Source organism: Candidatus Defluviilinea proxima (assembly GCA_016721115.1).
In the GTDB taxonomy this organism is placed as follows: Bacteria; Chloroflexota; Anaerolineae; order Anaerolineales; family Villigracilaceae; genus Defluviilinea; species Defluviilinea proxima.
In genome coordinates this window covers 4,612,159-4,636,792 of the sequence record JADKIW010000001.1, presented here as the reverse complement: position 1 = coordinate 4,636,792, position 24,634 = coordinate 4,612,159, and the positions used below count along the sequence as shown (strand labels likewise).

At 48.9% G+C, this 24,634-nt stretch carries 25 protein-coding genes; 10 read left to right on the top strand and 15 right to left on the bottom strand.

From position 1 onward, the window contains the following. Positions 1-98 precede the first annotated feature (98 nt). The 12 genes from IPP66_21645 to IPP66_21590 all read right to left on the bottom strand — a co-directional run bounded on the left by IPP66_21645 (position 99) and on the right by IPP66_21590 (position 12,355). Positions 99-419, bottom strand: a complete 321-nt coding sequence (locus tag IPP66_21645) for a hypothetical protein (protein ID MBK9927885.1) — start codon at positions 417-419, stop codon at positions 99-101. An 11-nt stretch (positions 420-430) separates the two neighbouring features. Next, positions 431-1,588: a M4 family metallopeptidase gene (locus IPP66_21640; protein ID MBK9927884.1), complete on the bottom strand. Its 1,158-nt coding sequence runs from the start codon at positions 1,586-1,588 to the stop codon at positions 431-433. A 98-nt stretch (positions 1,589-1,686) separates the two neighbouring features. Further along, positions 1,687-2,484, bottom strand: a complete 798-nt coding sequence (locus IPP66_21635) for a carbohydrate kinase family protein (GenBank protein MBK9927883.1) — start codon at positions 2,482-2,484, stop codon at positions 1,687-1,689. Positions 2,485-2,507: 23 nt separating this feature from the next. After that, positions 2,508-3,344 carry a sugar phosphate isomerase/epimerase gene (locus tag IPP66_21630; protein MBK9927882.1) on the bottom strand — a complete coding sequence of 279 codons (837 nt, stop codon included), beginning with the start codon at positions 3,342-3,344 and terminating at the stop codon, positions 2,508-2,510. Positions 3,345-3,566: 222 nt separating this feature from the next. Continuing rightward, positions 3,567-4,286, bottom strand: coding sequence for a pentapeptide repeat-containing protein (locus IPP66_21625; protein MBK9927881.1), 720 nt, complete (start codon positions 4,284-4,286; stop codon positions 3,567-3,569). Positions 4,287-4,388: 102 nt separating this feature from the next. After that, the gene (locus tag IPP66_21620; protein ID MBK9927880.1) at positions 4,389-5,057 is read right to left on the bottom strand and encodes a class IV adenylate cyclase; all 669 of its coding nucleotides are present in this window, start codon (positions 5,055-5,057) and stop codon (positions 4,389-4,391) included. Position 5,058: 1 nt separating this feature from the next. Further along, complete coding sequence (locus tag IPP66_21615) at positions 5,059-5,556, bottom strand: biotin/lipoyl-binding protein (protein ID MBK9927879.1); 498 nt, start codon at positions 5,554-5,556, stop codon at positions 5,059-5,061. Between the two features lie 4 nt (positions 5,557-5,560). Next, positions 5,561-7,069 carry an acetyl-CoA carboxylase biotin carboxylase subunit gene (accC, locus tag IPP66_21610; GenBank protein ID MBK9927878.1) on the bottom strand — a complete coding sequence of 503 codons (1,509 nt, stop codon included), beginning with the start codon at positions 7,067-7,069 and terminating at the stop codon, positions 5,561-5,563. Between the two features lie 44 nt (positions 7,070-7,113). Then, entirely contained in the window at positions 7,114-8,664 is a 1,551-nt protein-coding gene (locus IPP66_21605; protein ID MBK9927877.1) for an acyl-CoA carboxylase subunit beta, read from the bottom strand. Continuing rightward, positions 8,630-9,073, bottom strand: coding sequence for a hypothetical protein (locus tag IPP66_21600; protein ID MBK9927876.1), 444 nt, complete (start codon positions 9,071-9,073; stop codon positions 8,630-8,632). Before IPP66_21600 ends, IPP66_21605 begins: the two co-directional genes overlap by 35 nt. Positions 9,074-9,122: 49 nt before the next feature. Then, positions 9,123-11,186 (bottom strand): hypothetical protein, encoded by a 2,064-nt coding sequence (locus IPP66_21595; protein MBK9927875.1) that lies wholly within the window; start codon positions 11,184-11,186, stop codon positions 9,123-9,125. Positions 11,187-11,227: 41 nt separating this feature from the next. Continuing rightward, positions 11,228-12,355, bottom strand: coding sequence for an acyl-CoA dehydrogenase family protein (locus tag IPP66_21590; GenBank protein ID MBK9927874.1), 1,128 nt, complete (start codon positions 12,353-12,355; stop codon positions 11,228-11,230). Between the two features lie 151 nt (positions 12,356-12,506). Here IPP66_21590 and IPP66_21585 point away from each other — a divergent pair, with 151 nt between their 5' ends. From IPP66_21585 to IPP66_21550, 8 genes are all read left to right on the top strand, one after another. Continuing rightward, positions 12,507-13,421, top strand: a complete 915-nt coding sequence (locus IPP66_21585) for a DUF4870 domain-containing protein (GenBank protein MBK9927873.1) — start codon at positions 12,507-12,509, stop codon at positions 13,419-13,421. An 18-nt stretch (positions 13,422-13,439) separates the two neighbouring features. Beyond that, entirely contained in the window at positions 13,440-14,261 is an 822-nt protein-coding gene (locus IPP66_21580; GenBank protein MBK9927872.1) for a M55 family metallopeptidase, read from the top strand. Positions 14,262-14,734: 473 nt separating this feature from the next. Beyond that, complete coding sequence (locus tag IPP66_21575; GenBank protein MBK9927871.1) at positions 14,735-15,265, top strand: SET domain-containing protein-lysine N-methyltransferase; 531 nt, start codon at positions 14,735-14,737, stop codon at positions 15,263-15,265. 49 nt (positions 15,266-15,314) lie between these two features. Continuing rightward, complete coding sequence (locus tag IPP66_21570; protein MBK9927870.1) at positions 15,315-16,796, top strand: hypothetical protein; 1,482 nt, start codon at positions 15,315-15,317, stop codon at positions 16,794-16,796. Between the two features lie 26 nt (positions 16,797-16,822). Beyond that, entirely contained in the window at positions 16,823-17,437 is a 615-nt protein-coding gene (locus IPP66_21565; GenBank protein MBK9927869.1) for a CPBP family intramembrane metalloprotease, read from the top strand. A gap of 109 nt (positions 17,438-17,546) precedes the next feature. Beyond that, positions 17,547-17,921 (top strand): GNAT family N-acetyltransferase, encoded by a 375-nt coding sequence (locus tag IPP66_21560; protein ID MBK9927868.1) that lies wholly within the window; start codon positions 17,547-17,549, stop codon positions 17,919-17,921. A gap of 10 nt (positions 17,922-17,931) precedes the next feature. Beyond that, the gene (locus IPP66_21555) at positions 17,932-18,507 is read left to right on the top strand and encodes a ComEA family DNA-binding protein (GenBank protein MBK9927867.1); all 576 of its coding nucleotides are present in this window, start codon (positions 17,932-17,934) and stop codon (positions 18,505-18,507) included. Position 18,508: 1 nt separating this feature from the next. Then, positions 18,509-19,057 (top strand): methyltransferase domain-containing protein, encoded by a 549-nt coding sequence (locus IPP66_21550; protein ID MBK9927866.1) that lies wholly within the window; start codon positions 18,509-18,511, stop codon positions 19,055-19,057. Positions 19,058-19,105: 48 nt separating this feature from the next. Here the strand turns inward: IPP66_21550 and zwf are convergent, their stop codons facing one another. From zwf to IPP66_21535, 3 genes are all read right to left on the bottom strand, one after another. After that, a complete protein-coding gene (gene zwf / locus IPP66_21545) occupies positions 19,106-20,566 on the bottom strand; it encodes a glucose-6-phosphate dehydrogenase (GenBank protein MBK9927865.1) in 1,461 nt (486 codons plus the stop codon). A gap of 72 nt (positions 20,567-20,638) precedes the next feature. Continuing rightward, on the bottom strand, positions 20,639-21,400 hold the full coding sequence (gene pgl / locus IPP66_21540; protein MBK9927864.1) for a 6-phosphogluconolactonase: 762 nt from the start codon (positions 21,398-21,400) through the stop codon (positions 20,639-20,641). 6 nt (positions 21,401-21,406) lie between these two features. After that, positions 21,407-21,973 carry a class I SAM-dependent methyltransferase gene (locus IPP66_21535; GenBank protein ID MBK9927863.1) on the bottom strand — a complete coding sequence of 189 codons (567 nt, stop codon included), beginning with the start codon at positions 21,971-21,973 and terminating at the stop codon, positions 21,407-21,409. Positions 21,974-22,105: 132 nt separating this feature from the next. On the opposite strand from IPP66_21535, the gene IPP66_21530 reads away from it, so the two are divergent. Together IPP66_21530 and IPP66_21525 are read left to right on the top strand one after the other, a co-directional pair. Beyond that, entirely contained in the window at positions 22,106-24,187 is a 2,082-nt protein-coding gene (locus tag IPP66_21530) for an elongation factor G (GenBank protein MBK9927862.1), read from the top strand. Between the two features lie 90 nt (positions 24,188-24,277). Beyond that, on the top strand, positions 24,278-24,550 hold the full coding sequence (locus IPP66_21525; protein ID MBK9927861.1) for a MoaD/ThiS family protein: 273 nt from the start codon (positions 24,278-24,280) through the stop codon (positions 24,548-24,550). Positions 24,551-24,634 lie beyond the last annotated feature (84 nt).

Sequence of the window (24,634 nt, the reverse complement as noted above, 5' to 3'; positions counted from 1 at the left end):
AATTACAGGCGGGCCTTGGAGAATGGTACGAGCCTGCGCAAACCTGCCGATAAAGTTGTAATAAAAAATCACCCCGCAAAATTTTGCGGGGTGATTTTTTATTTTTTTCGCGCCTGTCTTTTTGCAAATTGTTCAAGTATCTCGATCAAGGGTGTCATTTTGTCTGGCATGACTGACGTGCCGCCGACTACTTTATATTCCTTTTTGCTTGAAACAACCACAATGGAGTATATGAATTCGTCAGGTATGGATTTTTTATCTTCAAGTTTTTCCGGGAGATCATCAAAGTCCATTTCGTCGAGCAGGTCGAGTATCTCGCGTTTCTGGTCTTCAGGTAATTTGTCCAATTCAATATCTGCGGCAAGGCGGATGCCCGCAAAGCCACCAGTGCGTTCGAATTTAATGTGTTCGATATACATGGTTGTTCCTTTTACTTTGCTGGTGCGGCGCCGATCGCGCGTAGGAGTCCTTCCAGACAGCCGCTACCAGATTGGGCTGGGGGAGGAGGCGTGGATGTACCGTCCACAGTGATACCCACTTCGGACCAGCCAATCTTCACGGCTTGTTGCTGAATACTTCCTGCGCCATACAATTCGCCTGCTGTTTGATAAGTAAAATTAGCGCAATCCTGGAAGTTGGAATTGCTGGCCAATTTGTTTTTGAGAGTTGCATACCAGATCTGCCCGGCTTTGTCCCATGCCGAACCGCCTATCTCGGTTGCGACAACGTAAAAGGCGTGATTGGGTATGCCGGAGTTGATGTGTACGCCGCCGTTATCACTGGCGGTGTTGACATAGTCCTTCATGTGAGCAGGTTGAGGATCTTTGCCAAGCACAGGATCATCGTACGCAGTCCCCGGCGCTTTCATGGAGCGAATTCCAAAGCCGTTGACGTTCGCTGTCAGCAAACCTGCGCCGATGATCCAATCCGCTTCAAGTGCGGACTGGTTGAGCTGGTACTGTTTTACGAGGGAGCCGAACACATCTGACATCGATTCGTTCAAAGCTCCGGATTGCTGTGAGTAGTTCAATTTGGCTTCGAACTGGGTGACGCCATGTGTCAGTTCGTGACCGATCACATCGATCGCGATGGTGAAGCGATTGAAGAGACGGTCACTTGCCGGTAAATTCTCATCGCCGTCACCGTACACCATTTGTTCCCCATCCCAGAAAGCATTGTCGTAGCCTTTCTGATAATGGACGGTTGAGTCGAGGCGCATCCCGTTGCCATCTATGGAATTTCTTTTATAAATATCTTTATAAAGGTCATAGGTCGCGCCACTGCCATCGTAGGCTTCGTTGACGGCAACATCGGAGGAAGGTGAGCCGCCTTCATTGCGGATAATAGCCCCGGGAAGAGTTGATCCGTTCTTTGCATCGTAAATAATCCGTTCTTTGCCACCTGCTGCCGCAGCACGAAAGGCTGCAGGATTAAAGTCTGCAAGGGCGCGGCGTTGTCCTTGCATGGATGCTGACATCTTGAGTGTGCTGATGGCAAGACTTCTTTGTGCTGTTGTGCCATTGGTGGCAATACCTTCCAACACATGCGGAGGAACGATGCAATTGATCGGGTGATGATGTTTATGCATGGAGTATCCTTTCAGTGATAAATGGGGGCGGATGGATAGTGTCAGTATACGTTGTTTCAATACTGTTTTCAATAGTATCTTCGGTTTTACTTAAAATATTATGATTTCCAGGGAATTCCACCAAAACTGGACGCGGCTATTCTCCCCAATTCGGCCCCTGCCAAAAGTGCTGCTTGAATGTCTTTTGTCTTAATATACGATGCAGTAAATGCAGATTGAAATGCATCCCCGCAGCCGGTAGTATCAATGACCTTGTCCATTGGCAACGCTTTTTGTGTGTATTTTTTGCCACCTTCAAAAGCGATACTGCCCTCAGCCCCCAGTGTGAGGATCACTATGCCGCGATTGTTTTTTGCAATTCGAGCCAGATCATCTGCCATGTCCATGGTTCCCCCGAAGTAGGCAATATCTATAACACGTAGACTCTTTTCCAACAGGTCATAATCCTTGAGATGCAAAAAGTCCACGCTCATGAATTGGGATGCGCTTTTTCGCTCCAGCGCGCTCAAATAGCAGGGACCGTTTGCATGTGTGGACCAAACATCAAAATCTTTGATGTAGTCCCAGTCTGTTTCTGACAATTGAAATGTCTCGTATACACCGCCTTCCCATGCACCTTCAATGCCATACCGTTCGCCCATATCATCGTGGATGATCTTGTTGCTGGCAGTTTGTCCGTTGACGCGATAGGCGTGAGATGTATCAATCCCTTCCGATTCCATTAACGCGGCGATTTGGTCCCCAGCTTCATCGGTTCCCAGTGGACCGACGAATGCGCTTTGGTATCCCATTTGGTGGAAGCGGACTGCTTGATTAAGAGAATTTCCGCCCGCAAAGTATTTGTTCTGTTGGGGGAAGAAATCCATGGCGGCGACGCTGAAACAGGCAATTTTCATTCTAGGGTATCTCCGTTTTGGTTTTAGCTAGCGAACTCAGCTATTGTGCTATTAAACGCTCTTGTGCTCATCTCTCGCAAGGGTAGGGCAGACAGTCCCTCCGCAATGACTTCCACCGCCCAAGGACCGGTGTATCCCATACCGTGTATGCATTGGATGAAGCCTTTGATATCGTATTCGCCATCCCCGCAGAAGTTTCGATTGTGGGGATCGTACTTGGGGTTGGTGGGGAGGAAGCCATCGTTCAACTCGACGTTTGTCAAATAGTTGACCGGGATGCGGCTGATCTCCTCATATGTGATCCCAAGCTTGGTCACCTGATAGATATCAATGATGATCCCGCCGTTTTTTGCCCCGGCGGTTTCTACCATTGTGATCGCATCTTTGATGTTGTTGACTACAGCACATTCCATGATCTCAAAGCCGATGGATGTGCCATACTTTTCTGCCTCGGCACACAACCCCGCAAAGGACTCGACCAAACGTGGCATGGGGCAAATTGAGTTGTAAAAATCCCCGATCTTGACATGTTTGGCATGCAGGATTTCAGCCGCCTCAAATAGTCTTTTCTTACGACTGTCCGCTTCAGATTTGCGCGCACCTTCGAGAAACCAATCGTTGAGAAACTCCAACTCGACGTGTTTCATGCCGTTGTCATCGAGTATCTTCTTCATTTCTTTGAGAGTAAGCGATTGGGTGATGTGCTCCAGATCAGTATGCCAGATGCCGATACCTTTGAAGCCTGCTTTCGCAGAGATTTCCACCCTGTCCCTGAAATCAAAGCGACTGATCTTGCCGCGACCGGGGTAGATGCCAGCCGTTGTCCAATATAGATTCATAAGTTCGATGTTGTTGTTCATGAATTACCTGATGGTTCTATTAAAGATGAGCCCCAAATTACCCCGCCGTTCATGCTGAACGGTTTGCGTTAGCGGCGTTTGGGTGGCGCGGACAATTTTTGATATGCAGTAAAAACTCGAAGCCCAAAATGCTTGTAAATGCCGCCGACTCCCACACGTCAGTTGCGTACTTTGTTGGGCGGTGGCTTGACCTAATACTTTCCTATTGAAGTTCTTCCCGTTCTAATATTCTGTGTGAATCGCTCCCGCAGTAATTGGATCAAACCCATCAGGCCATTTTGTCTCATCATTGTATCTAACTCCTCTCAAGTCAGCTTCTGATAGATTTGCCTCGATCAGAGTAGCATAACGAGCATCAGTCCACAACAGGCTGGCCTTGATTAATTTTGCTGAATACAAACTAGCTGATGCCAGTCTACTTTCGTTCAGAATTGCTTCTGCCAAATTAGAGTTCTCCAAGTTAGCTCCTGTCATATTCGCCGCTGTCAGATTGGCGCAAATTAACTCAGAATGATTCAAATCGGCAAAACTCAAATCAGATGCCAATAGAACAGTGTGTATTAAGTTTGCGTAAGTTAATCTGGCCCCTGTTATTCTTGCTGCTGTCAAATCAGCTCCTAGCAATTTAGCGTTATTCATGATGGCTTTAACAAGAATTGCACCCATCAAATCAGCTCCTACTAAGATAGCGCTGGTCAAATCAGCTTGCACCAGATTGACTCCAGTCAATTTGACTTCACTTAACTCTGCCCCTAGCAGTTTGGCGCCTGTCAAATTAGCTCCCACCAAATTAACGCCTGTTAATTCAGAGTCTGACAAATCCGCATAGATTAGATTTGCTCCGGCCAGGTTAGTTTCGGTCAGGTCATACCCTTTCAGAACCAACGGGGATCGCTTGCTTTCAGTAAGTAACTTGTCAATTTCTTCTTGTGTTATTTTCATATGAACAAACTTTCTGAATAGATAGTAGATCTAATCCTATATATGCGGAATTCCCATTCGAACTATACAACCATTCCAACGTATTGACAATGTTTGACAGAATCACCCATTCGCCGCGCGGATAGATAGATCTTCGGCGGAGATTTCCAATCCCTTGAGTGCGGAAAAAGATAAATCACTTGGATCAAGTTCAGGATGTTTCGCGCATAAGCGTGTGAATAACAAATGGTAGCTGATTGGAGCGGCAGTGTCCCAATTTAGATTGAGCTTGTTGGCAACGGCGCGAATGGACTCGACACCTTCTCCCTCGATCTCGACAAAATTCCCGTAAGGGAGCTCATCGAGCATGACGTGTAAGACTTCCGAAGTCTCAGCCCCCTCCACTCCGTTTCGGGGGTGCTCCACAAAGACTTCGGAAGTCTGATGGAGCTCATATGTCGTTCTATACTTTTCGTAGTAAAAAAGTTTCTGATACCCCAGTGCTTCTATAAACGCTTTTGCTTTATCGTAATCTCCCACATTGAATTCGATTTCAGTGTGGCTTAGTACTCCCTGATCGGTGGAACTGGGGCCTTTGTAGGTGAGTTTGGCTTCGGTATCCTGCCTGAGGCGTAGTACACGTCCCTCGGAACGGAGGCCGCCGTCGGGTAGGTCGAAGCGGATATTCGTCTCGAGCACACGTTCTTGAATCAAAAGCGCCTCCAAAGATTGGAGACGCATCCTGATCCGATCCAAATCTAAAACATAAAATTTGGCTTCGATCTCTTGCATGTTAGTGTACGCTCAACAGTGCTTGTTTTTGTTCGACACTTTCCCCCGCCTTGACCTTGATTCGGTTGACAACACCATCGCGTGGGGATTTCAATTCGTTCTGCATCTTCATGGATTCAAGAATAAGCAATACTTGCCCCTTCTTGATCTCTTGACCTTCTTCAACGGGGATGGCCACTACGAGTCCGGGCATGGGCGCTTTGAGATGATACTCGCCGCCCTCGGCCACGCCGCCACCGGCCGCCACGCGCAGGCGTTTCTCGCGTTCATCTTCCACCTTGGCAGGATACAAACGGCCGCGCAGTAAAACCTGCCAGGCATCGTCACCTTCGCGCACATAGGCTTCATGTGATTTGCCATCGAGTATCAAGGAGTAGACGGGTTGTCCGCTCACAGCTTCAAAATCGACTTGATAGGTTTTTCCGTTGATGCTTACATGATGATCGTCAAGCACCTCAACGAGAAACTCCTTGTCGTTGATCGTTGTTATATATTTCATGCGGTTACCTGTGCATTCTTTCCCAGCGTCCGACCCATTTCCAGTTGCTGGTATCGCGCTCGTTGCGTTGTACGATCTGTGCGGAACGTTCTGTTGTGCGATGTGCTACCAATGTGGCAAGGATCGCGGCGACCTCTTCGTGGTTCTTGCGATATTCCTCAGCTTCTTCCATGGAGAAACGTTCTTCCACGAAGCGTGTATCGTATTGTCCCGCCATGAAGCGATGTGAGTCCATCATGGTTTGATGGAAGGGGATGTTCGTGCGTACGCCGACGATGCGATATTCTTCAAGAGCGCGACGCATACGCAGAATGGCTTGTGCGCGCGTCTCACCCCACACGATCAACTTGGCGATCATCGGGTCATAGAATGGCGTGATCTCGAAGCCAGGGTACACGCCCGTATCCACACGAACACCGGGGCCGGTGGGGAGCAGGCTGTGTGTGATGCGCCCCGTGGATGGCATGAACCCGTTGTAGGGATCTTCAGCGTTGATGCGGCATTCAATGGCATGGCCATTGAACTTCACATCTTCTTGTTTGTAGGTTAGGGCACGTCCGCGTGCGATGCGGATCTGTTCCTTCACGATGTCGATGCCTGTCACCATTTCGGTCACAGGATGTTCCACCTGCAAGCGGGTGTTCATTTCAAGAAAGTAAAAGTTGCGGTCTTTATCGAGCAGGAACTCGATTGTGCCCGCGTTGACATAATTCACTGCCTGTGCGGCTTTAACGGCCACTGTGCCCATGCGATTGCGCAGTTCCTCATCCAATTCAGAGGAAGGTGCTTCTTCCAAAAGTTTTTGATGCCTGCGTTGCAACGAACATTCACGTTCGCCCAAGTGGATGACGTTGCCGTGTGAGTCTGCCAATATTTGGATCTCGATGTGACGCGCGCCTTCGACCAACTTCTCGAGATAGACATTGCCATCCCCAAAAGCGGATTCCGCTTCACGCCTCGCGGACTGTAAAAGGGCTGGCATCTCCTCAATGGACTTTACCTCCCTCATGCCTTTTCCACCGCCACCCGCTGTAGCTTTGATCAGCAACGGGAAACCGATCTGAGGTGCAATGGCGAGCAATTCATTATCGGGAAGCCCAGCTTCGCCTTCGGTGCCCGGCACTACGGGTACTCCTGCCGCGGCAACTGTATTGCGAGCGGTCATCTTATCGCCCATGGCCGCAATCGCTGATGGCTTCGGACCAATAAAAGCGATTTTATTCTCCTCGCATGCGGCTGAAAAATCTTCGCGTTCTGCGAGGAAGCCGTAGCCGGGGTGAATAGCATCGGCTCCTGATTTCTTTGCGATATCCAAGATCTTATCTGCACGCAAGTACGATTCGCGTGACGGGGCAGGGCCCAATAAATATGCCTCGTCTGCATAACGGACGTGAAGCGCGTGCCTGTCTGCCTCAGAATATACAGCGACAGTTTCGATTCCCAACTCGCGGCACGCACGGATGATGCGTACGGCAATCTCTCCTCGGTTTGCTACCAATACTTTTTTGAACATAATGTCACCTTTGTAGGGAACGGCAGCTGCCGTTCCCTACGGAATTACAACGGAATATTCCCGTGCTTCTTGGCGGGATTCGAATCGCGTTTGTTGCTCAACATCTCCAACGCATTGATCAAGCGCGGACGTGTTTCCTTTGGCTCGATAACATCGTCAATGTAACCGCGTTCTGCCGCCACGTAGGGGTTGGCGAATTTTTCGCGGTACTCTTCGATCAATTCCTTTTTCTTTGCATCGGGGTTGCGAGCAGACTTCAGTTCTTTGCTGAAGACCTTGCCCACTGCACCGTCAGGTCCCATCACGGCAATTTCCGCGCTGGGCCATGCTAGGTTCAAATCACCGCGGAGGTGCTTACTGCTCATTACCAGATACGCGCCGCCATAAGCCTTGCGTGTGATGACAGTCAACTTGGGAACGGTCGCTTCGCAGTAGGCATACAACAACTTCGCGCCACGACGGATGACGCCGTGATGTTCCTGATCGGTGCCCGGTAGGTATCCGGGCGTGTCTACAAATGTCACAACTGCGATGTTGAACGCATCACAAAAACGGATGAAACGTCCCGCTTTTTCAGAGGATTTTATGTCCAGTACGCCAGCCAATACATCGGGTTGGTTCGCCACAATGCCGACAGTGTGTCCGCCCAAACGCGCAAACCCGATCAGAATATTGCCCGCATATCCTTCCTGTATTTCCATGAACTCGCCTTTATCGACCACCATGCTGATCACTTCTCGCATGTCGTAAGGTTTATTCGCATCATCAGGGATGATCGTGTTCAGTGCATCTTCCGTTCGTAGTGGATCATCTCCGCTGTTCACGAAGGGAGCATCTTCCATGTTGTTTTGGGGGAGGAAGGATAACAACTTGCGAACGAGGTACAACGTATCCTGTTCGCTGTCTGCGGCGATATGACAAACGCCTGATTTCTCTGCATGGATGGACGCGCCGCCCAAGCCTTCAAAGTCCACTTCTTCGTGCGTTGCGGCTTTGACGATGTCGGGTCCTGTCACGAACATATATGAAGAATCGCGTGTCATAAAGATAAAGTCTGTCAGGGCAGGGGAGTAGACCGCGCCGCCGGCGCAGGGTCCCATAATGACGCTGATCTGTGGAATGACACCTGATGCCATTGTATTTCGTAAAAAGATCTCACCATAACCTGCCAGCGAGACAACACCTTCTTGAATGCGTGCGCCACCTGAATCGTTCAATCCGATCACGGGTGCGCCGTTCTTCATTGCCATATCCATGATCTTGCAGATCTTCTCCGCATGGACTTCGCCCAAGCTACCACCAAAGACCGTGAAGTCCTGCGAAAAGATATAGATCAAACGTCCCTCAATGGTTCCCCAGCCGGTCACCACCGAGTCACTCATAAATTTCTGCTGGTCAAGATCGAAATCATACGTACGATGCTGGACGAATGCATCCACCTCACGGAACGAACCTTTGTCGAGCAAAAGGTCGATGCGTTCGCGTGCGGTCAGCCGTCCCTTTTTGTGTTGGGTTTCAATTCGTTCTGCGCCGCCGCCTAAACGCGATCGCGCTTTTTTCTCATTCAGAAGTTGGTTTTTCGACTGGGTGCTCATGTTCCTCGCTTTTTGTAAAAAAAGATATCGTTCCTGGAAGTACTATTAAAATCCATGTAATAAAGATGACCACTATCGAACACGTCAATGCAAACGGCAGATTTGCCCTGGGTGCTTGAAAGAAGACACGTTCGATCCAATATTCTATCAGCCAAAGCAATGCGGATATGGCGATTGTTGGACGTGTCCATGCCTTCGAATTCCATATGCCCGCGAGAAGCGCGCATCCTACCGCAACCCAGCCTGCTCCCGTTATGGATAGATATAGCGGGCTGAGGCTTGCGTCGAATTCGTTCAACACGTCCCATGCGCGCAGGGCCGTGACAACACGAATCACGCCCCACGCTGACAGGATTAACACCATCCATAGGAGCAGGGTTACACCGAAAGATCGTTGTTTTATAGGCATGGATCAGGTTTTTCGAAACAGAATCAGGCTTACCCGGGGGATGAGCCGTTCAGTCCCCGGGCAGGTTTGGGTTATAGCGGATAAGTTCCTTGCCGCCATACCGTTGATTTGTCCACTGATAATAGGGTTCAAATTGACGTTTATAGGGCAGGTCGCCAAGGATCTCGATGTTGGCAAGGATGTAATCCATGCCCATATCCATAAAATACTTTCCGGCCTCCCGTTTTTGTAAAAGATGAAAGTACGCGTAGCTGTTGATCAAGCCATCCATGTTGACGACGGTACGGTCATGGATGAAGTACCCTGCGTTACCGCCGCCGGTCATGCCGATAATGCTTCCGGGTTCGGTATGTTCTTCGAGAAAGGTCGCGATATCGTTGTAGGGTGTGTTTGCTGATGTTTCATTGTAGGGCATCACACGCGCAACATATGTCCAGTACGATGAGCCCATGCTAAGTCCAATGACGCCAGCGGCTATCCAAAGAGTAATTACAGAAGCCGGGTATTTACGAAAGGTTTGGAATACCATACCTGCGATCATGCTGAGCACAAGCACATTGATCAGCAGTTGGCTGGTCCAGTACCACTCTTTATAGGCCGAATACCCTGTCATATGATATGAGAGTACTTGTAACCATGCCCCGGCTAAGAGCGGAATGATGCTCAATTGGATAAGGGTGCTTTTCCCCTTTTGTTTATCCATCAGAAGTCTGATATAGAAAACCAACGCAAAGACGCTGAGAACGATTAGATAGCGATAAACATCAGAGATGCCTATTTTATAAAAACGTTCGATCCATGCGCCGAGAATAGTTGAGACTGGATGCCAGGCGTTGGCGCTGCTGGAATAATCTATGCCGAAGAAGCCGAGTACTTCGCGTACATGCCCACCATAGACTTGGCCGCTTAGAGAACCCCACCAACGCTTGATCTGCCCGCTCACCGGTGAAGATGTCCCGAAGGCGAGCTTATTCCATAGCATGTAAACAGCAAGCGCACCCAATACAACGCCATAATAGATCGAACTCTCGGTTAGCCAGGTTTTCCAATTTGAGGCTATTTGTTTAAGCGGAGATTCTTCAGCGGTGACTTTGGTTGTATTGGTTCGCACTCCCAAGATACCCAACCTGATCCCCCCGAAGAAGAGAAGTGTTATTGCCAGGTCGTAAAAAATGACGGCACGTGGGAATCCTTCAAAGTGGCCAATTGGCGTAATGACGATCATGAGCGCCCCAACGATTGCGGATGATGATACGCCAAAGAGGATTAGCTGTTTCAAAAGGCTACGGACGTTTGTGATCGTTGTGTGTTGATATAACCCTGACAAATATGCGGCGGGAATTTTGATGATCAAACTTAAGGCGATCATGACAACAGCCGCATCGGAAAATTTATAGTATTTATCAAAAGTCACGCGCAGGATCATGGAAAGCAAGACGGAGATAAAGATAAAAGCTATATCAAGAGGAAGCAGGTATCGAAGCGGGTGCTTGCGAAAGACGACCGTAATACCCGCCAATCCGACCAGGAACACCAGGTCGAGCCGACTGAACATGACAAGCACTGCGATCAAACCCAATATTGCCAGTTGTTTTGTAGATACAGGTTCTTTTCTCCATGTGATTTCAAATTCAAATAATTTATACACAAATAACATGATGAAGAAAGCCGCAACACCGGTTTCCAATCCTTGCTTGTAAACCCGGTCCAGAACATCAAGGCTGAACACCCAATAGATGGCGGCGATAGCCCCGATGGCTGGGGTGAATACCTTTCCAAGCAGGCGAAAGAGTAGGATAGCCGTTCCGGCTGAGAACCCGCCCAGTACAAGGAGAAGGATTCGGAGAGGCAGGATCAGGTCGAAGCGTGCAAGAGCGAAGATGGGGACGCAGATCCAAAGCCAGAGAGGGTGATATCCGTTTGTGGGGTTGATGCCGTCAAACGTGGAGCCATGTCCCTCGCTAATGTTTTGAGCGACCTTGAAGTAATAATATGCATCATCGCGTGTGAACCAACGCATCGACAAATTTTGCGCGTCTGACAAAGCCGCATACAGGCTGATCGACATGACAACAACGATCAATAGAATCTCAAACCAATGAATTCGTTTCATTTACAAAATATCTCAAATCATCTTTCTGTTTTGGTACGAGGTTATTTCAACCCCATTTCACTTCTTGATATAACGAGTCTTTGTATCTCGCTTGTTCCCTCGTATATCTCTGTGATCTTGGCATCGCGGAAGTAACGTTCCACTGGTAATTCTTTGCTGTAGCCCATGCCGCCATGGATCTGCACAGCTTGATGCGTGACATACATCGCAGTCTCTGATGCGAACAGTTTTGCCATGGACGCTTCCAGCGAATAGCGAGCGCCTGTTTCTTTCGACTTTATCTTTGCAAGCGCAGCATTATAAATCAATAAGCGGGATGCTTCGATGCGTGTTTTCATATCCGCGATCTTGAATCCTGTTCCCTGAAATGCTCCTATAGGTTGACCAAACGCTTCTCTCTCGACCGTATACCTGCGTGCCGCTTCATAAGCCGCTTCTGCGATCCCAAGCGCTTGTGTCGCAATGCCAATCCGGCCGGCGTCCAGTACGGTCATGGCGATCTTGAATCCGTCGCCTTCCTCGCCTAAACGGTTTCCCACAGGGACATGACAGTTTTCAAAGATCAATTCACTCGTCGCCGATGCACGGATGCCAAGCTTTGGTTCTTTCTTTCCGCGTATCAAGCCGGGCGTGTTTGCTTCCACAAGAAATGCACTCACGCCTTTTTGCTTTTTCTCTGGGGCCGTCATCATGAAGACAACATAATAATCAGCGACAGGCCCGCTTGTGACCCAGGATTTGCGTCCATTCAGGATGTAATGATCGCCGTCTAGCGTGGCACGGGATTTCATTGTCCCTGCATCGGAGCCGGATTGCGGCTCGGTCAATGAGTATGCACCGATACATTTACCGGACGCGATGGGGGTGATGAATTTTTTCTTTTGCTCTTCCGTCCCAAACTTGAGAATGCCATGACAGTATAGTGAGTTGTTCACCGACATAATGACACCGTGCGATGCATCCGCTTTGCTGATCTCCTCAAGAGCGAGAACATAGGCAAGCGTGTCCATGCCAGCGCCGCCATATTCTTCAGGGACCTCAATGCCCATAAAGCCCATAGCTCCCATCTTCTTGATCGTTGCATGTGGGAATTCGCCGCTTTCATCAAACTCGGCGGCAATCGGCACGATCTCGTTCTGCGCAAAATCATTGGCGGCATCACGGATCATTTTGTGTTCGTCACTTAGAGGGAAAAGTGCAAGGTTAGTCATCCAATTCTCCGGGTTGATGAGGGGATTATACCCGCTAGGGGACTGTCTGATAAAATCGAGGAATAGCGTTGTATATTTTCACATCCTACTCTAATATCGAGACCATTCCATGAATAACACGCCTACAACGGAAGATCGCATCTGGTCAGCTATCGCTCATCTTTCTGCCCTAACGATGGGGGTAGGACTGGTGCTTCCCATTGTAGGTTGGTCGAGTTACAGGCGGAAATCAAATTATGTAGCCTTCCAAAGTTTGCAGGCACTTGGGTATCAGTCGTTGGGATATACGATCTGGATCCTGGTCGCATTGGTGATCGTTGTTGTGCAGTCTCTCAGTACACTCTCGAAGATGGTTGCGGCGGCCAATAATGGCGCGGACTTTGGATCATTGACTGCCATGGGGATGGGTGGACATTTCGCGGTCATGTTCGGTTTGATGGGCCTTTATTTTGCATTGCCAATCATTGCGGCAATCACTTGTGCTTTGGGGAAAGATTTCCGCTATCCGTTGATGGGGAATAAACTTGCTCGTTATCTGGGATATGACACGATAACTTCAAATGAAGAACAAACATGGTTAATCGAAGATCATGAAGACCGTTGGGTTGCCGCAATGGGACATTTCAGCGTCATCATCATTTTTTGGGGAATGCTGACACCTGTCATAGCGTGGATGATGCAGGGGAAGCGTAGTTGGTTCCTGAAGTTTCAGGCTGTGCAAGCATTTGTGTTTCAGGCAGGGACTCTGCTCCTTTATTTTGGAGCGGGAATCATATGCTTCGGTGGGGCATTATTTTTTCTGGCATCCATAGGAACATCCGGTGCGCTGGACTTTGAATCGCCTGCTGTAATGACGAGCATGATCGTGTTTTTGGTTTCCATGCTTTGTGCCTCGGTTGTCATGTTGATCGTGCCTTTGTTGCATATCATGGGTCAGTGGGCTGGCTACCGTGTGCTCAAAGGTGATGAATATCGCTATCCATGGATCGGACGGTTGTTGGAGAAACGCTTGGCGAAACAGTAATGTGGATTGGAGAATGAAATGAAGATCCTTGTTGCCGCAGACATGGAGGGAATTACGGGCGTGACCACATGGGAGCAAGTCACGCCGGGCCATGCAGAATATGCGCGATTTCGTAAGTTGATGACACAGGATGTGAATGCCGCGATCCGTGGGGCGATGGAAGCGGGTGCGGATGAGATCATTGTTGCAGATGGACATTGGGACGGTTCCAATATCTTGATCGAAGAGCTTGACCCGCGTGCGCGACTGAATACAGGGTCGCCTGCTCCCTTTTCGATGATGCAAGGAATTGATGAAACAGTAGATGGGGTTTTCTTTATTGGGTATCACGCACGTAATGGAACACCAAATGCAGTCCTTGATCACACCTGGTCATCGGCAACGGTTGCCAATGTATGGCTAAATGATATTTTGACCGGGGAATACGGTTTGAATGCGGCGCTGGCCGGCCATTTTGGAGTGCCTGTGATTATGACATCTGGTGACCAAACAGCTTGTGCACAAATTGTAGAAGCATTGGGTGATATGGAAACAGCAGTAGTCAAACAGGCGGTAGGACGGTTTGCGGCAGAATGTTTGGCTCCTGCAATGACAAAGCAAATGATCTTCGTTTCTGCTTCGCGTGCGGTGGAGAGATTGTTGGATGGTGACGTGCCGGATCCATTTATATTGGACGTGCCTGTACGTGTGACTGTGGAATTCTTTACTTCGGATATGGCCGACAAAGTTTCGCGGATTCCATTCACTCAGCGAGATGGGACGCGCGTCTCTTTTTCGGCGAGGGAGATGGCTGAGGCGTATAGCGGGTTTCGGGCGTTGGTAGGGCTGGCCTCAGGGTAGTTAAGGCTGATTTAACGGAAGCAAGCTTGGGGGAATGGGAAGCGATGTTTTTTATTAAACTGTCAGCTTGTATAAAGTTGAGTGAAACAGAATCAGACTTCCCTTAAGAGTGAAGCGTGTTCTTCATCCCCCAAAACTCCTCAAACCAAAAGATTGACATCACGTCAGGAACAATTACAATTGCAGATAATTCTAAAAGGAGAGTTTATATTCTAACGACTCGCACGAGTGTGAATGAACAGATGCTTGTGCCCCTCATCTAAATTACGCCACGAATAAAATCTGGCTTCCGCCGCCCTCCAACTCAGACTTGGTGAGGCGGCGGGACTGCTTAACGTCATGCAGTCAACACAGTGGTTAAGAGCTGTTGTATTGGCTGTTTTTGATTCTGTGGTTACGAAATTTGTGCTGTACTTTGGCTCTGCCAAAGATCATTTTGGGCGAAATGCCTACACCAAAAACGAAAGGATAGAATGACCGGACAGTTTTATTCCCATCTGAACCCGAAATGTGACTCGGGTGTATTTGAAGAGAAAGGCGGGTGCGGCGTATTTGCTCGCGAACCGATCAAGAAAGGCGAGTTGATATGCCTGTGGGGAGGCCGTATCGTGGCTCATGAAGAGCTCAACCCCAAGATGCAGTTCTTCACGCAACGCATCCTCCAGATCGAGGAAGGCTTGTATTTGGAAGCCCCGCTTCCTTTAGAGCCTACCGATTGCTTCAACCATTCCTGTGATCCCAATGTTGGGTTTACAGGGCAGATCGGTTTGATCGCCATGCGCAATATCGAAGCTGGGGAGGAACTTAACTTCGATTACGCCATGTGTGATGGTTCGAATTACGATGAGTTCGACTGCTATTGTGGCAGTCCCAATTGCCGTGGGCAGGTCAAAGGCACCGATTGGTCGCTCCCCGAATTATGGGAAAAATATAACGGCTACTTCATGCCGTACCTCGCAAGACGTATCGAAGCCCTTAAAGCCAAGATGCACATCGTAGCGTAAGATAAAACGGATTGCACGGTACAATGGTGCAATCCGTTTTATGTTTAATATGAGATCATTTCCCCTCAAAATTTTTATCGTTGCACTTGTCTTTCGCCTGATCCCTATCCTGCTCACGCGTGGATTGGGCATCGGCCTCGATGACATGTTTCAGTATGACATGCTGGCACGCAGTCTCGCGGGTGGACATGGTTTCCGCTGGTATGCCGAGGTGGACTTAAAACAACTCGCCTCTTTCGTGGACTTCGACCTGACCAGCGTTAAGGACTATGATCCCAGCCTCGGCATTCCCACTTCGTTCCGCGCGCCGTTGTACCCGGCCTTTCTCGCCATCGTCTACTTTTTCAGCGGGACAGGTTTCTCGCGCTTCCTCGCCGCGCGCATTGCGCAAGTTGTTCTTCTTGGAGCGCCACTCGCGCCTTTGACATATTGGGCGGCAAAGAAACTATTTTCGTCTCTCCTATTAGACGAGAAGGTAGAACGTGCCGCAAAGATATCTGCTTGGATCGTTGCTACATATCCTCTTCTTCTTGTTTATCCTCTCGGCCTTGGTACCGAAAATCCTTTCTTTGTTCTTCTCCTTGCTTCTTTCCTCTTTCTTTTGAAAACAATAGAGGAACCTAAAGCTGGTGAGAAATTCATCCTTCATCCTTCATCCTTTATCCTTTCTGGCTTCTTCCTCGGTCTCACCGCTCTCACTCGCTCTGTCATTCTTCCATTTGCCGGGCTTGTCGTTTTGTGGATGTGGTTCTCTCTCAAACAAAAACGCGGCGCAGTATTTGTAGCTCTCGCCTTTGCGTTGACGATCACCCCATGGATGGTTCGTAACTCATTGCTCCATCACAATTTGACTGGCATTGAAACCTCGATGGGATATAACCTATATCTTGGCTATCACCCAAAGGGGAACGGCTCTTTTGTCTTTGGCCCATCTTTAGACCTGCTTCCTATTCTTGATGATGCTGTCCGCGACAAAGTTGGCACACAAAAAGCTGTTGAGTTCATCAAAACACAACCTGAAAGATTTGTGCCGCTGGCAGTCAATCGCTTGGGCTTTTTCTTTGGCCTTGAGAAACGTGTGTTGATGTATTTCTATGCAAACGATATTCTGGGATACATTCCACTTCCGATATTGTTGACCATCTCCGCAATTTTGCTTTTGCCATTTGTAGTGATTAGTGTCTCTGCTTCACTTGGCTTGGCTCTCCTCAAGCGGACATCACAAACGGAATTGCTTTTGCTTTTATTTGGCGCATATATTCTCCCGCATGTCTTCATCCTTGCAGAAGACCGCTTCCATTTGGCGCTTGTCCCTTATATTGCCATTCTTGCCTCGCAATTTTGGGTAAATGGACTTAACACTTTATCCGCCCGATGGCATGAATCGCAGACTGGAAAAATCCTTGTCATGGTGGGGGTGATTTGTGCTGTTCTGCTCCTACTCAATTGGGGACTTGAACTTCACCGTGACTGGGATAAAATAGCGCAATTACTTGGCCCCAAGGGAAATCAATCCTACTTCCCATACTGATAAATGGAAACTGATTACCGACTACTATGAAATATCTCCTTGGCGAAAAACTAAAATTTGATTGGAAGATCGTCACCATCACTATTGTCTCTACTTTGTTGTTGATGGTGGATTATTACCATCGCCTGACCCCGTATAAGTATTGGGATAGGGTAATCCTGTATCTTGTCATCCCACTGCTTATTATTCTGGTCTTCTTCCGGGAGAACCCGAAAGAGTATGGCTTCTCCCTCGGGGACTGGAAGGCAGGACTTATCATCACGGCCATTGGGATTTTGCTGATGGCGCCCATTATTTATTATCTGGGGCACGGTGATGCGTCTATGCAAGGTTATTACAAGCCGTATGTCAAAGGTCTGCCATGGACGACTTTCCTTGACCTCATTGGTTGGGAGTTCATCTTCCGTGGCTGGATCTTGTTCGGGTACGCCCGCAAATTTGGGCCAGAGTCGTTGTGGGTGCAGGCTGTCCCGTTTGCGTTGATGCATAATGGCAAGCCCGAAGTGGAGACTCTCTCCACGATCTTTGGCGGTTTCGCGTTTGGTTGGGTGGCCTACAGAACAAAATCCTTTGTGTGGCCGTTCTTAATCCATTGGTTCATCGCGACGTTTATTATCATTGTCGCGGCGGGCCTGATTTAATCTCATTGGGCAGGGAACCCTGCCTTTACGGATCAAACTATATGACTCATTACACTTTACGTCCTGCGAAGGAATCAGAATCCGCTCGAATACGAGAATTATTAATTTAGTGGGGATCAACCCGATGGGTTTGGATTGGAAGCGTTTTGTCGTGGCGGTAGATGCTCAAGATGTAATGATCGGATGCGGCCAGCTGAAGCCTCATGGGACAGATATCCTTGAATTGGCTTCGATTGCTGTGTATCCTGAATATCGCGGGCAGGGTGTTGCACGCGCGATCATTGAATATCTGTTGAAGGAAAGTCCGCGCCCTTTGTATTTGATGTGTGAGTCATCGAACGGGTCACTTTATGAAAAGTTCGGCTTTCGTGTGCTGACCTATGAAGAGATGCCGCGCTATTTTCAGCGCATGAGCAAACTGGCGGGGTTGGTGACCACATTGGCGCAGAGAGAGGAACGTCTGCTCATCATGAAGTTGCAGTAAAATCAATGCGATGCAAAATATAAAATCTGTTCTTTACATGATCTCGGGGATTTTGTTTGGTTTGTTCGTGGCCGCTCTTGTGTGGGTGGTGGCGCGCAACCCAAGTGGGGAGGCGGTCACGCTCCGCCCGCCGCCGACCGAGAAACCGATCGTTGTCCACGTTACCGGTGCTGTACCGCGCCCCGGTGTGTATGCTTTGCCTGAAGGCGCGCGTGTGCAAGATGTGATCTCTGCCGCAGGTGGTTTCCTTGCAGAAGCCGATAAAGAGACGATCAATCTAGCGCGTCCACTTGAAGATGGCGAGATGTTGGATATTCCTTATGGCGAAGGTTTTTCGCCGGTGATTCCCACAGCAGAAACGCGCATTCAAGAGATCGAAATAACGAACGATCTGGTCAACATCAACACCGCCTCTTCTGTTGAGCTTGAAGCTTTGCCGGGCATTGGCCCCACAACTGCACAAAAGATCGTTGACTATCGCGAAACGAATGGACCGTTCCTTTCCACTGAAGATATCGTCAATGTATCGGGTATTGGCCCCGGCACTTATGAGCGTATAAAAGACCTGATCACTGTGGACTCGTGATATGCCCTTTGATCATTTTGATGTCATTGCTCCGATCTATGCGCGGGCTACCTATTCATCGTTGGATAAAATGCGTGAGTTGGCTGGCCTGCCCGTAAATGGGAGATTACTTGATATCGGTGGTGGCACAGGGCGAGTTGTATCGGCCTTGTTGAAAGATGTAGATGAAGTGGTAATTGCTGATGTTTCGATGGGGATGTTGAAACAAACGCATCGTTCGTCGTTTCGGCCTGTTTGCTCGTATTCAGAATCTTTACCTTTCTCTGACAACTCTTTCGAACGTATTATCATGGTGGATGCCTTACACCATGTCGTTGATCAATCTGCGTCTGCAAAAGAAATGCTTCGTGTTGTCAAACCCGGCGGGCGGATCATCATCGAAGAACCAGATATCCGCACTTTTGGTGTGAAGTTGATCGCACTGGCAGAGAAGTTATTGTTGATGCGAAGTCACTTTCTGGCCCCGTTGCAGATCGCTTCGTTGTTTCCGTCCGGAGGGACAAGAGTTGTTGCAGAAGATTCAAGCGCGTGGGTGGTAATTACTAAATAGGAAATATTAAATTCAAAGCCCGACTGTAAAAGTCGGGCTTTTGTTTTGTTATTCGTTTCTACCATCCCAAGTTGACCATTTCCTGCCATCTCGTGCAAGCAGTTCATCTGCTTCGGCGGGTCCCCATGAGCCATTCTCGTAACTAGCGATGGGCTGTTTGCGTGCTTCCCAGCCCGTGATGATGGGGTCTATTAATCTCCAGGCGGTTTCCACTTCGTCTGCGCGAGTGAATAGAGATGCATCTCCTGTTAACGTGTCCAACAGGAGGCGTTCATAGGCCTCAGGGATCGCGATCTTGCCGAAAGAGTCGGCATAATGGAATTCCATGTCTACAGAGTGTAAGTCAGAGATGGTATCGGGAGTCTTTGCTTCAAAGCGCCAATGTACACCTTCATCAGGTTGGAGGTAAAGCACGAGCATGTTTGGCGTGAGCTTTCCGCTTTTGTTCGGGAAAAGCAGGTGCGGCGGCTCTTTGAATTGAATGGTGATCTGCGAAAGTTTTTCTTTCAGGCGTTTACCGGAGCGCAAATAGAATGGTACACCTTGCCAGCGCCAGTTATCCACCTGCATGCGGATCGCCGCAAAGGTAGGCGTAGTCGATTGCGGGTCTACGCCGTTCTCTTCGCGATATCCTTTATATTGTGCGCGGACAGTGTTCAACGCAACTTCTTCTTCCTTCATCGGTCGGATGGAAGATAATACTTTCACTTTTTCGTTGCGTAAGGCTGTCGCGTCAAACGATGCGGGCGGTTCCATGGCCACGAGGGTCAGCAGTTGCAAGAGGTGGTTTTGGAACATGTCACGTACTACGCCGATGCCATCATAGAAACGGGCACGATGTTCCACGCCAACTTCCTCGGCCACGGTGATCTCTACATGATCAATATAGTTTCGATTCCAAAGCGGCTCAAAGATGGTATTGGCAAAGCGGGTGACCAAAATGTTTTGCACGGTTTCTTTGCCAAGATAATGATCAATGCGATAGATCTGATTCTCGTTGAGCGTTTTATGGATCTGGTCATTTAGACTTCGAGCAGATTTGAAATCTGTGCCGAACGGCTTTTCAATGACAACACGTCTCCAACCGCCGTTTTCTGCCAGCTGTTCTGTGAGACCGAGCAGGTCAATGATGTTGGGGAAGACGCCGGGCGGTGTTGCCATGTAGTAGACACGGTTACCTGAGTTGACTTCCCATTTCGTGATGATGGTCGCAAGTTTTTTGAAGTCCTCAAGGTCTGTATAGCGCCCTTGTTGGTAGACGATATTGGTTGCAAATGCACTCCAATCTTCATCCTTATATTTATAGGGCGCAAATTGTTTCATGCCTTCTTCGATGTGTGCGCGGAACTGGTCATCGGAAAATGCTGTGTTGCCGTACCCGATGATGCGGAATTGCTTGGGCATGCGTCCCTTGAGGAACAAGTTGAAAAGCGATGGCACAAGTTTGCGCTGTGTCAGGTCACCTGATGCGCCGAAGATCACAATTGATGTTGGTAAACCATTTTCCATATTTATCCTTTGGAGTTAGCCAGTTTGTTGGTTCATGTGCGAGAGGAAGCTCGCCAACTCCAAACAAACTATTTATCCTTCACAAAATTTTTTAGTTAATTGTTTTGGCAATCTACTTGCCGCGGTCTCATCTATCAACCAGATCAATCTGCCATCCCTGGGTTCGATCCGTTGGGCAGGCAATAGTGCTGGATTATATCTGTCGCTTAGCACTTCTGCCAGCGTATTTGCTTTCTTTTCACCCGTTGCCATAAAGGTGACCATGTGTGCTTGATTGAGCACGAGCTGTGTAAGCGTTACACGATTGGCGGGACGATCCTGATACTGCGCAGTAACTGGCAGAGTTGGCTCTGTCACATCCAAGAGAGAATTAGGGAACAGGGATGCGGTGTGTCCATCTTCACCCATACCGAGGTACACCAGATCGAAGCGTGGAAAGTCCAATGGAGGAGATGCAAACTCTTTCAGCGTCACTGCATATTCTTGCGCGGCTTTGACAGGTTCGTGTTCCCCAATGACACGATGGATGTTCGTCTCAGGTATTGGCACGTGGACAAAGAGTGCGTCGCGCGCCTGTCCGTAACTGGAGCCTGGGTCATCGGGTGGGACACATCGTTCGTCGCCCCAGAATACGTGGACTTTGTCCCATTCGACCTTGTCTCGATATTCTGTTGCCAGTAGCTGAAAGAGACGATTCGGTGTGCTACCACCATTCAATGCAACGAGAAATCGTCCGTGTTCTGTTATGGCATGTGCGGCTTGTTCGGTAAAGAGATTGGCCGCTTCGTGGCTTAGTGTTTCTAAATCTTTGAAGATGCGGATGTCAGATTTCATACGAAATTATTTTCCTGATTGGAATAAGAACCATGCTGAGTATCGTTCGCGCCTATCGAATCCGTTTTGGCGGGAGAGGAGAGAGAACCGGGAGGAGAGAAGGTCAATTTCGGCATCAACAAGTCCAATGGTAGGTTGAAGCGGGTTTGGGTTGATGAAACTGTATAGGAGCCAGAATCCGTTTGGGGCGAGGAGTCGATCCAGTTGAGTTAGATAGTCCAGTTTGCTTTCGGAGGAAAGACTATGAAAGCACCCGATATCGAGAGCAAGATCAAAAGAGTCGGGGATATGATCGAGCTTGGTTACATCGCCCACGTGCAGTTCGGCTGTGAGATTTTCGCGTTTGAGTTTGTCTTTGGCCATGCGAATGGCACGCGAGGCAAAATCCACCCCTGTGACCTGCCAACCGGCATGTGCAAGCGTGATGAGATTTGTGCCGGTGCCACAACCGAGGTCAATAGCTTTGCCGGGAGGATGGGTGTGAATAAATTGTAGAAGTTCGGGAGGAGAGATGCCGCTATCCCAGGGCGGTTTGCGGAAATACCAAAGGTTAAAGGTTAGGCGGCGGAACATGCTTGATGCGATTTGCGAGGCTCACAATGTCACTTTAAATAAAGATGGTTGTCACTTTGACAATTCATTTGAGTTCTTTTACAATCATGCAACTTGCTACATATTCCCAACTGAATAGGAAGGGCTTTATTTATGAAAGAGTATACCACCGAGTTTCTTCGCAACGTTGCGCTGGTATCGCATGGCGGCGCGGGTAAAACAATGTTGGCGGAGGCATTTCTTCATGTAACGGGGGCTACGACAAGGTTAGGCAAGGTCGAGGACGGGACAACAGTTTCAGATTATGATGATGAGGAACACCGTCGAAAAATTTCCATTTATTCAAGCATAATTCCCATAGAGCATCGCGATCATAAGATCAATATCATTGACGCGCCGGGCTACACAGACTTTGTTGGCGAGATGATCTCTGCCATGAGTGTGGCTGACGGCGCGATTATTTTAGTAGATGCTGTTGCGGGTATTGAGGTCGGCACTGAACTTGCATGGCGCTACGCCGACGAATTCAATCTGCCACGTTTTATTGTGATCAACAAGATGGATCGCGATAATGCTGATTTTCAAAAGACATACGAAGCTGTGACGGAATTTATACAGGCGCATGGCAAACGTGTTGTACAGGTTCATATCCCTATCGGTGAGAAGCAGGATTTCAAAGGTGTGGTGGATGTGATCGGTATGAAGTGTTACATGGGTGATGGCAAGACCACCACCGAGATCCCTGCGGAGTTGAAAGAAGCGGCGGAAGCGGCGCACTTTGCGATGGTGGAAGACGCGGCCGAGGGTGAAGATGAATTGATGGAGAAATACCTCGAGAACGGTTCTCTCACGGACGCCGAGATGGTTCGCGGTCTCGAGGATGTTGTTTACGCTGGTGAGTTTGTCCCGGTCTTTTGTGCGGCAGGTGGACGTGAAATTGGTTCGCTTGCGTTATTGAACGACATTATTGACTTGATGCCACCTCCTGCTCAGGGCCCCAAACGCATGGCACAGGGCAAAGATGGGGAAGAAGAATTAAAACCTTCAGACTCCGGTCCATTGGCGGCGTATGTTTGGAAGACCACGGCTGATCCGTTCGTTGGAAAGATGACGTACTTCCGTGTATTCTCCGGTACCATGCAGGGCGATGCCCATGTGTGGAATCAAACCAAGGGTGTTGATGAACGCGTCTCTGGTTTGCACTTCCAGCGCGGCAAGGAATCGTTCCCGGCCAAGACTGTCCATGCCGGTGATATTGCTGTCGTTTCCAAACTGACCGCAACTGTAACGGGCGATACATTCTGCGATAAAGGTCATCCATTGACCATTGTGCCGCCGAAATTCCCTGCGGCTTTGTACCGCGTGGCGATCACGCCCAAGACACAGGCCGATGCGGCCAAGATCTCGCCGACGTTGACCCGTCTGTGCGAAGAAGATATGACTCTCTCGTGGCAGAGCGACCTGATCACACATGAAACTGTTTTACAGGGCATGGGCGATCAGCACATTGACGTGGCGATCCATCGTGCGCAGGCGAAATTCCAGGTAGGTTTGAGCACTCACGAACCGAAGATCCCATACCGTGAAGGCATTACTAGAAAAGCCAGTGCCCAATATCGTCACAAGAAACAATCAGGCGGTGCAGGCCAATTTGGTGAAGTGCATTTACGCATTGAACCTTATCCCGAAGGTGACTTTGCGTTTGACGATGAACTTGTAGGTATGAACCTCTCCAAGTCTTACCTGCCTCCAATTGAAAAGGGCATCAAGGCTACCATGGAGCGCGGTGCGTTTGCTGGTTACCCGATGAGCAATGTAAAGGTGATCGTATATGACGGCAAGGAACATGAAGTGGATTCCAAGCCCGTAGCCTTTGAAATTGCAGGACGTGAGGCCTTCAAGTTAGCTGTAGAAGCAGCTGGACCGGTATTGTTCGAGCCGATCATGACCGTGCGTGTCTTTGTCCCAGATGCGAACATGGGCGATGTGATGAGTGACCTCAACACCCGCCGTGGACGTGTGCAAGGCACAGAATCAGAACGTGGTACAACAGTTGTCATTGCTCATGTGCCGATGTCTGAGATGACGCGCTACACCACACAGGTCCGTTCGATCACAGGTGGACGCGGTTATTTCACAATGGAGTTCGACCACTATGATGTAGTGCCGACTCACATTGCGAACCAGATCATCGAAGCCCATAAGAAGGAAATGGAAGCGAAGAAAGAAGAGTAGTTCGTTAGCAAGCCTAAAGCAGACAGGTACACAAGTTGAAAGGCTTGTGTACCTGTTTTCATGTTTACGTGCCTACAGTACAATACCTCCATGCCAATGATTCGTGTTTCGAGCGTCATCAGTTATTACACCGATAAGCAAACTCATTTCGAGGTATCGGGCACTACTGCGTTGGAAGCTGTACAAAATGCCGTGGAAAAATATCCGCAACTCAAATTCCATGTATTTGATGGGAACGGCAACCTGCGCAGACACATCAGTTTATTCGTGAACGATGTGCATGTGAAAGAGCTGAGCGGAAACGAAACGCCAGTGGGGGAGAAGGATATTGTCCGCATTCTGGCGGCGGCGGCTGGCGGTTAATACGTCAGACATATAATACCCAGTGCGGTATATTTTCCTTGACAATTCAGGTAAGAACAGTAAAATTGCCGTCATCTTATGAAC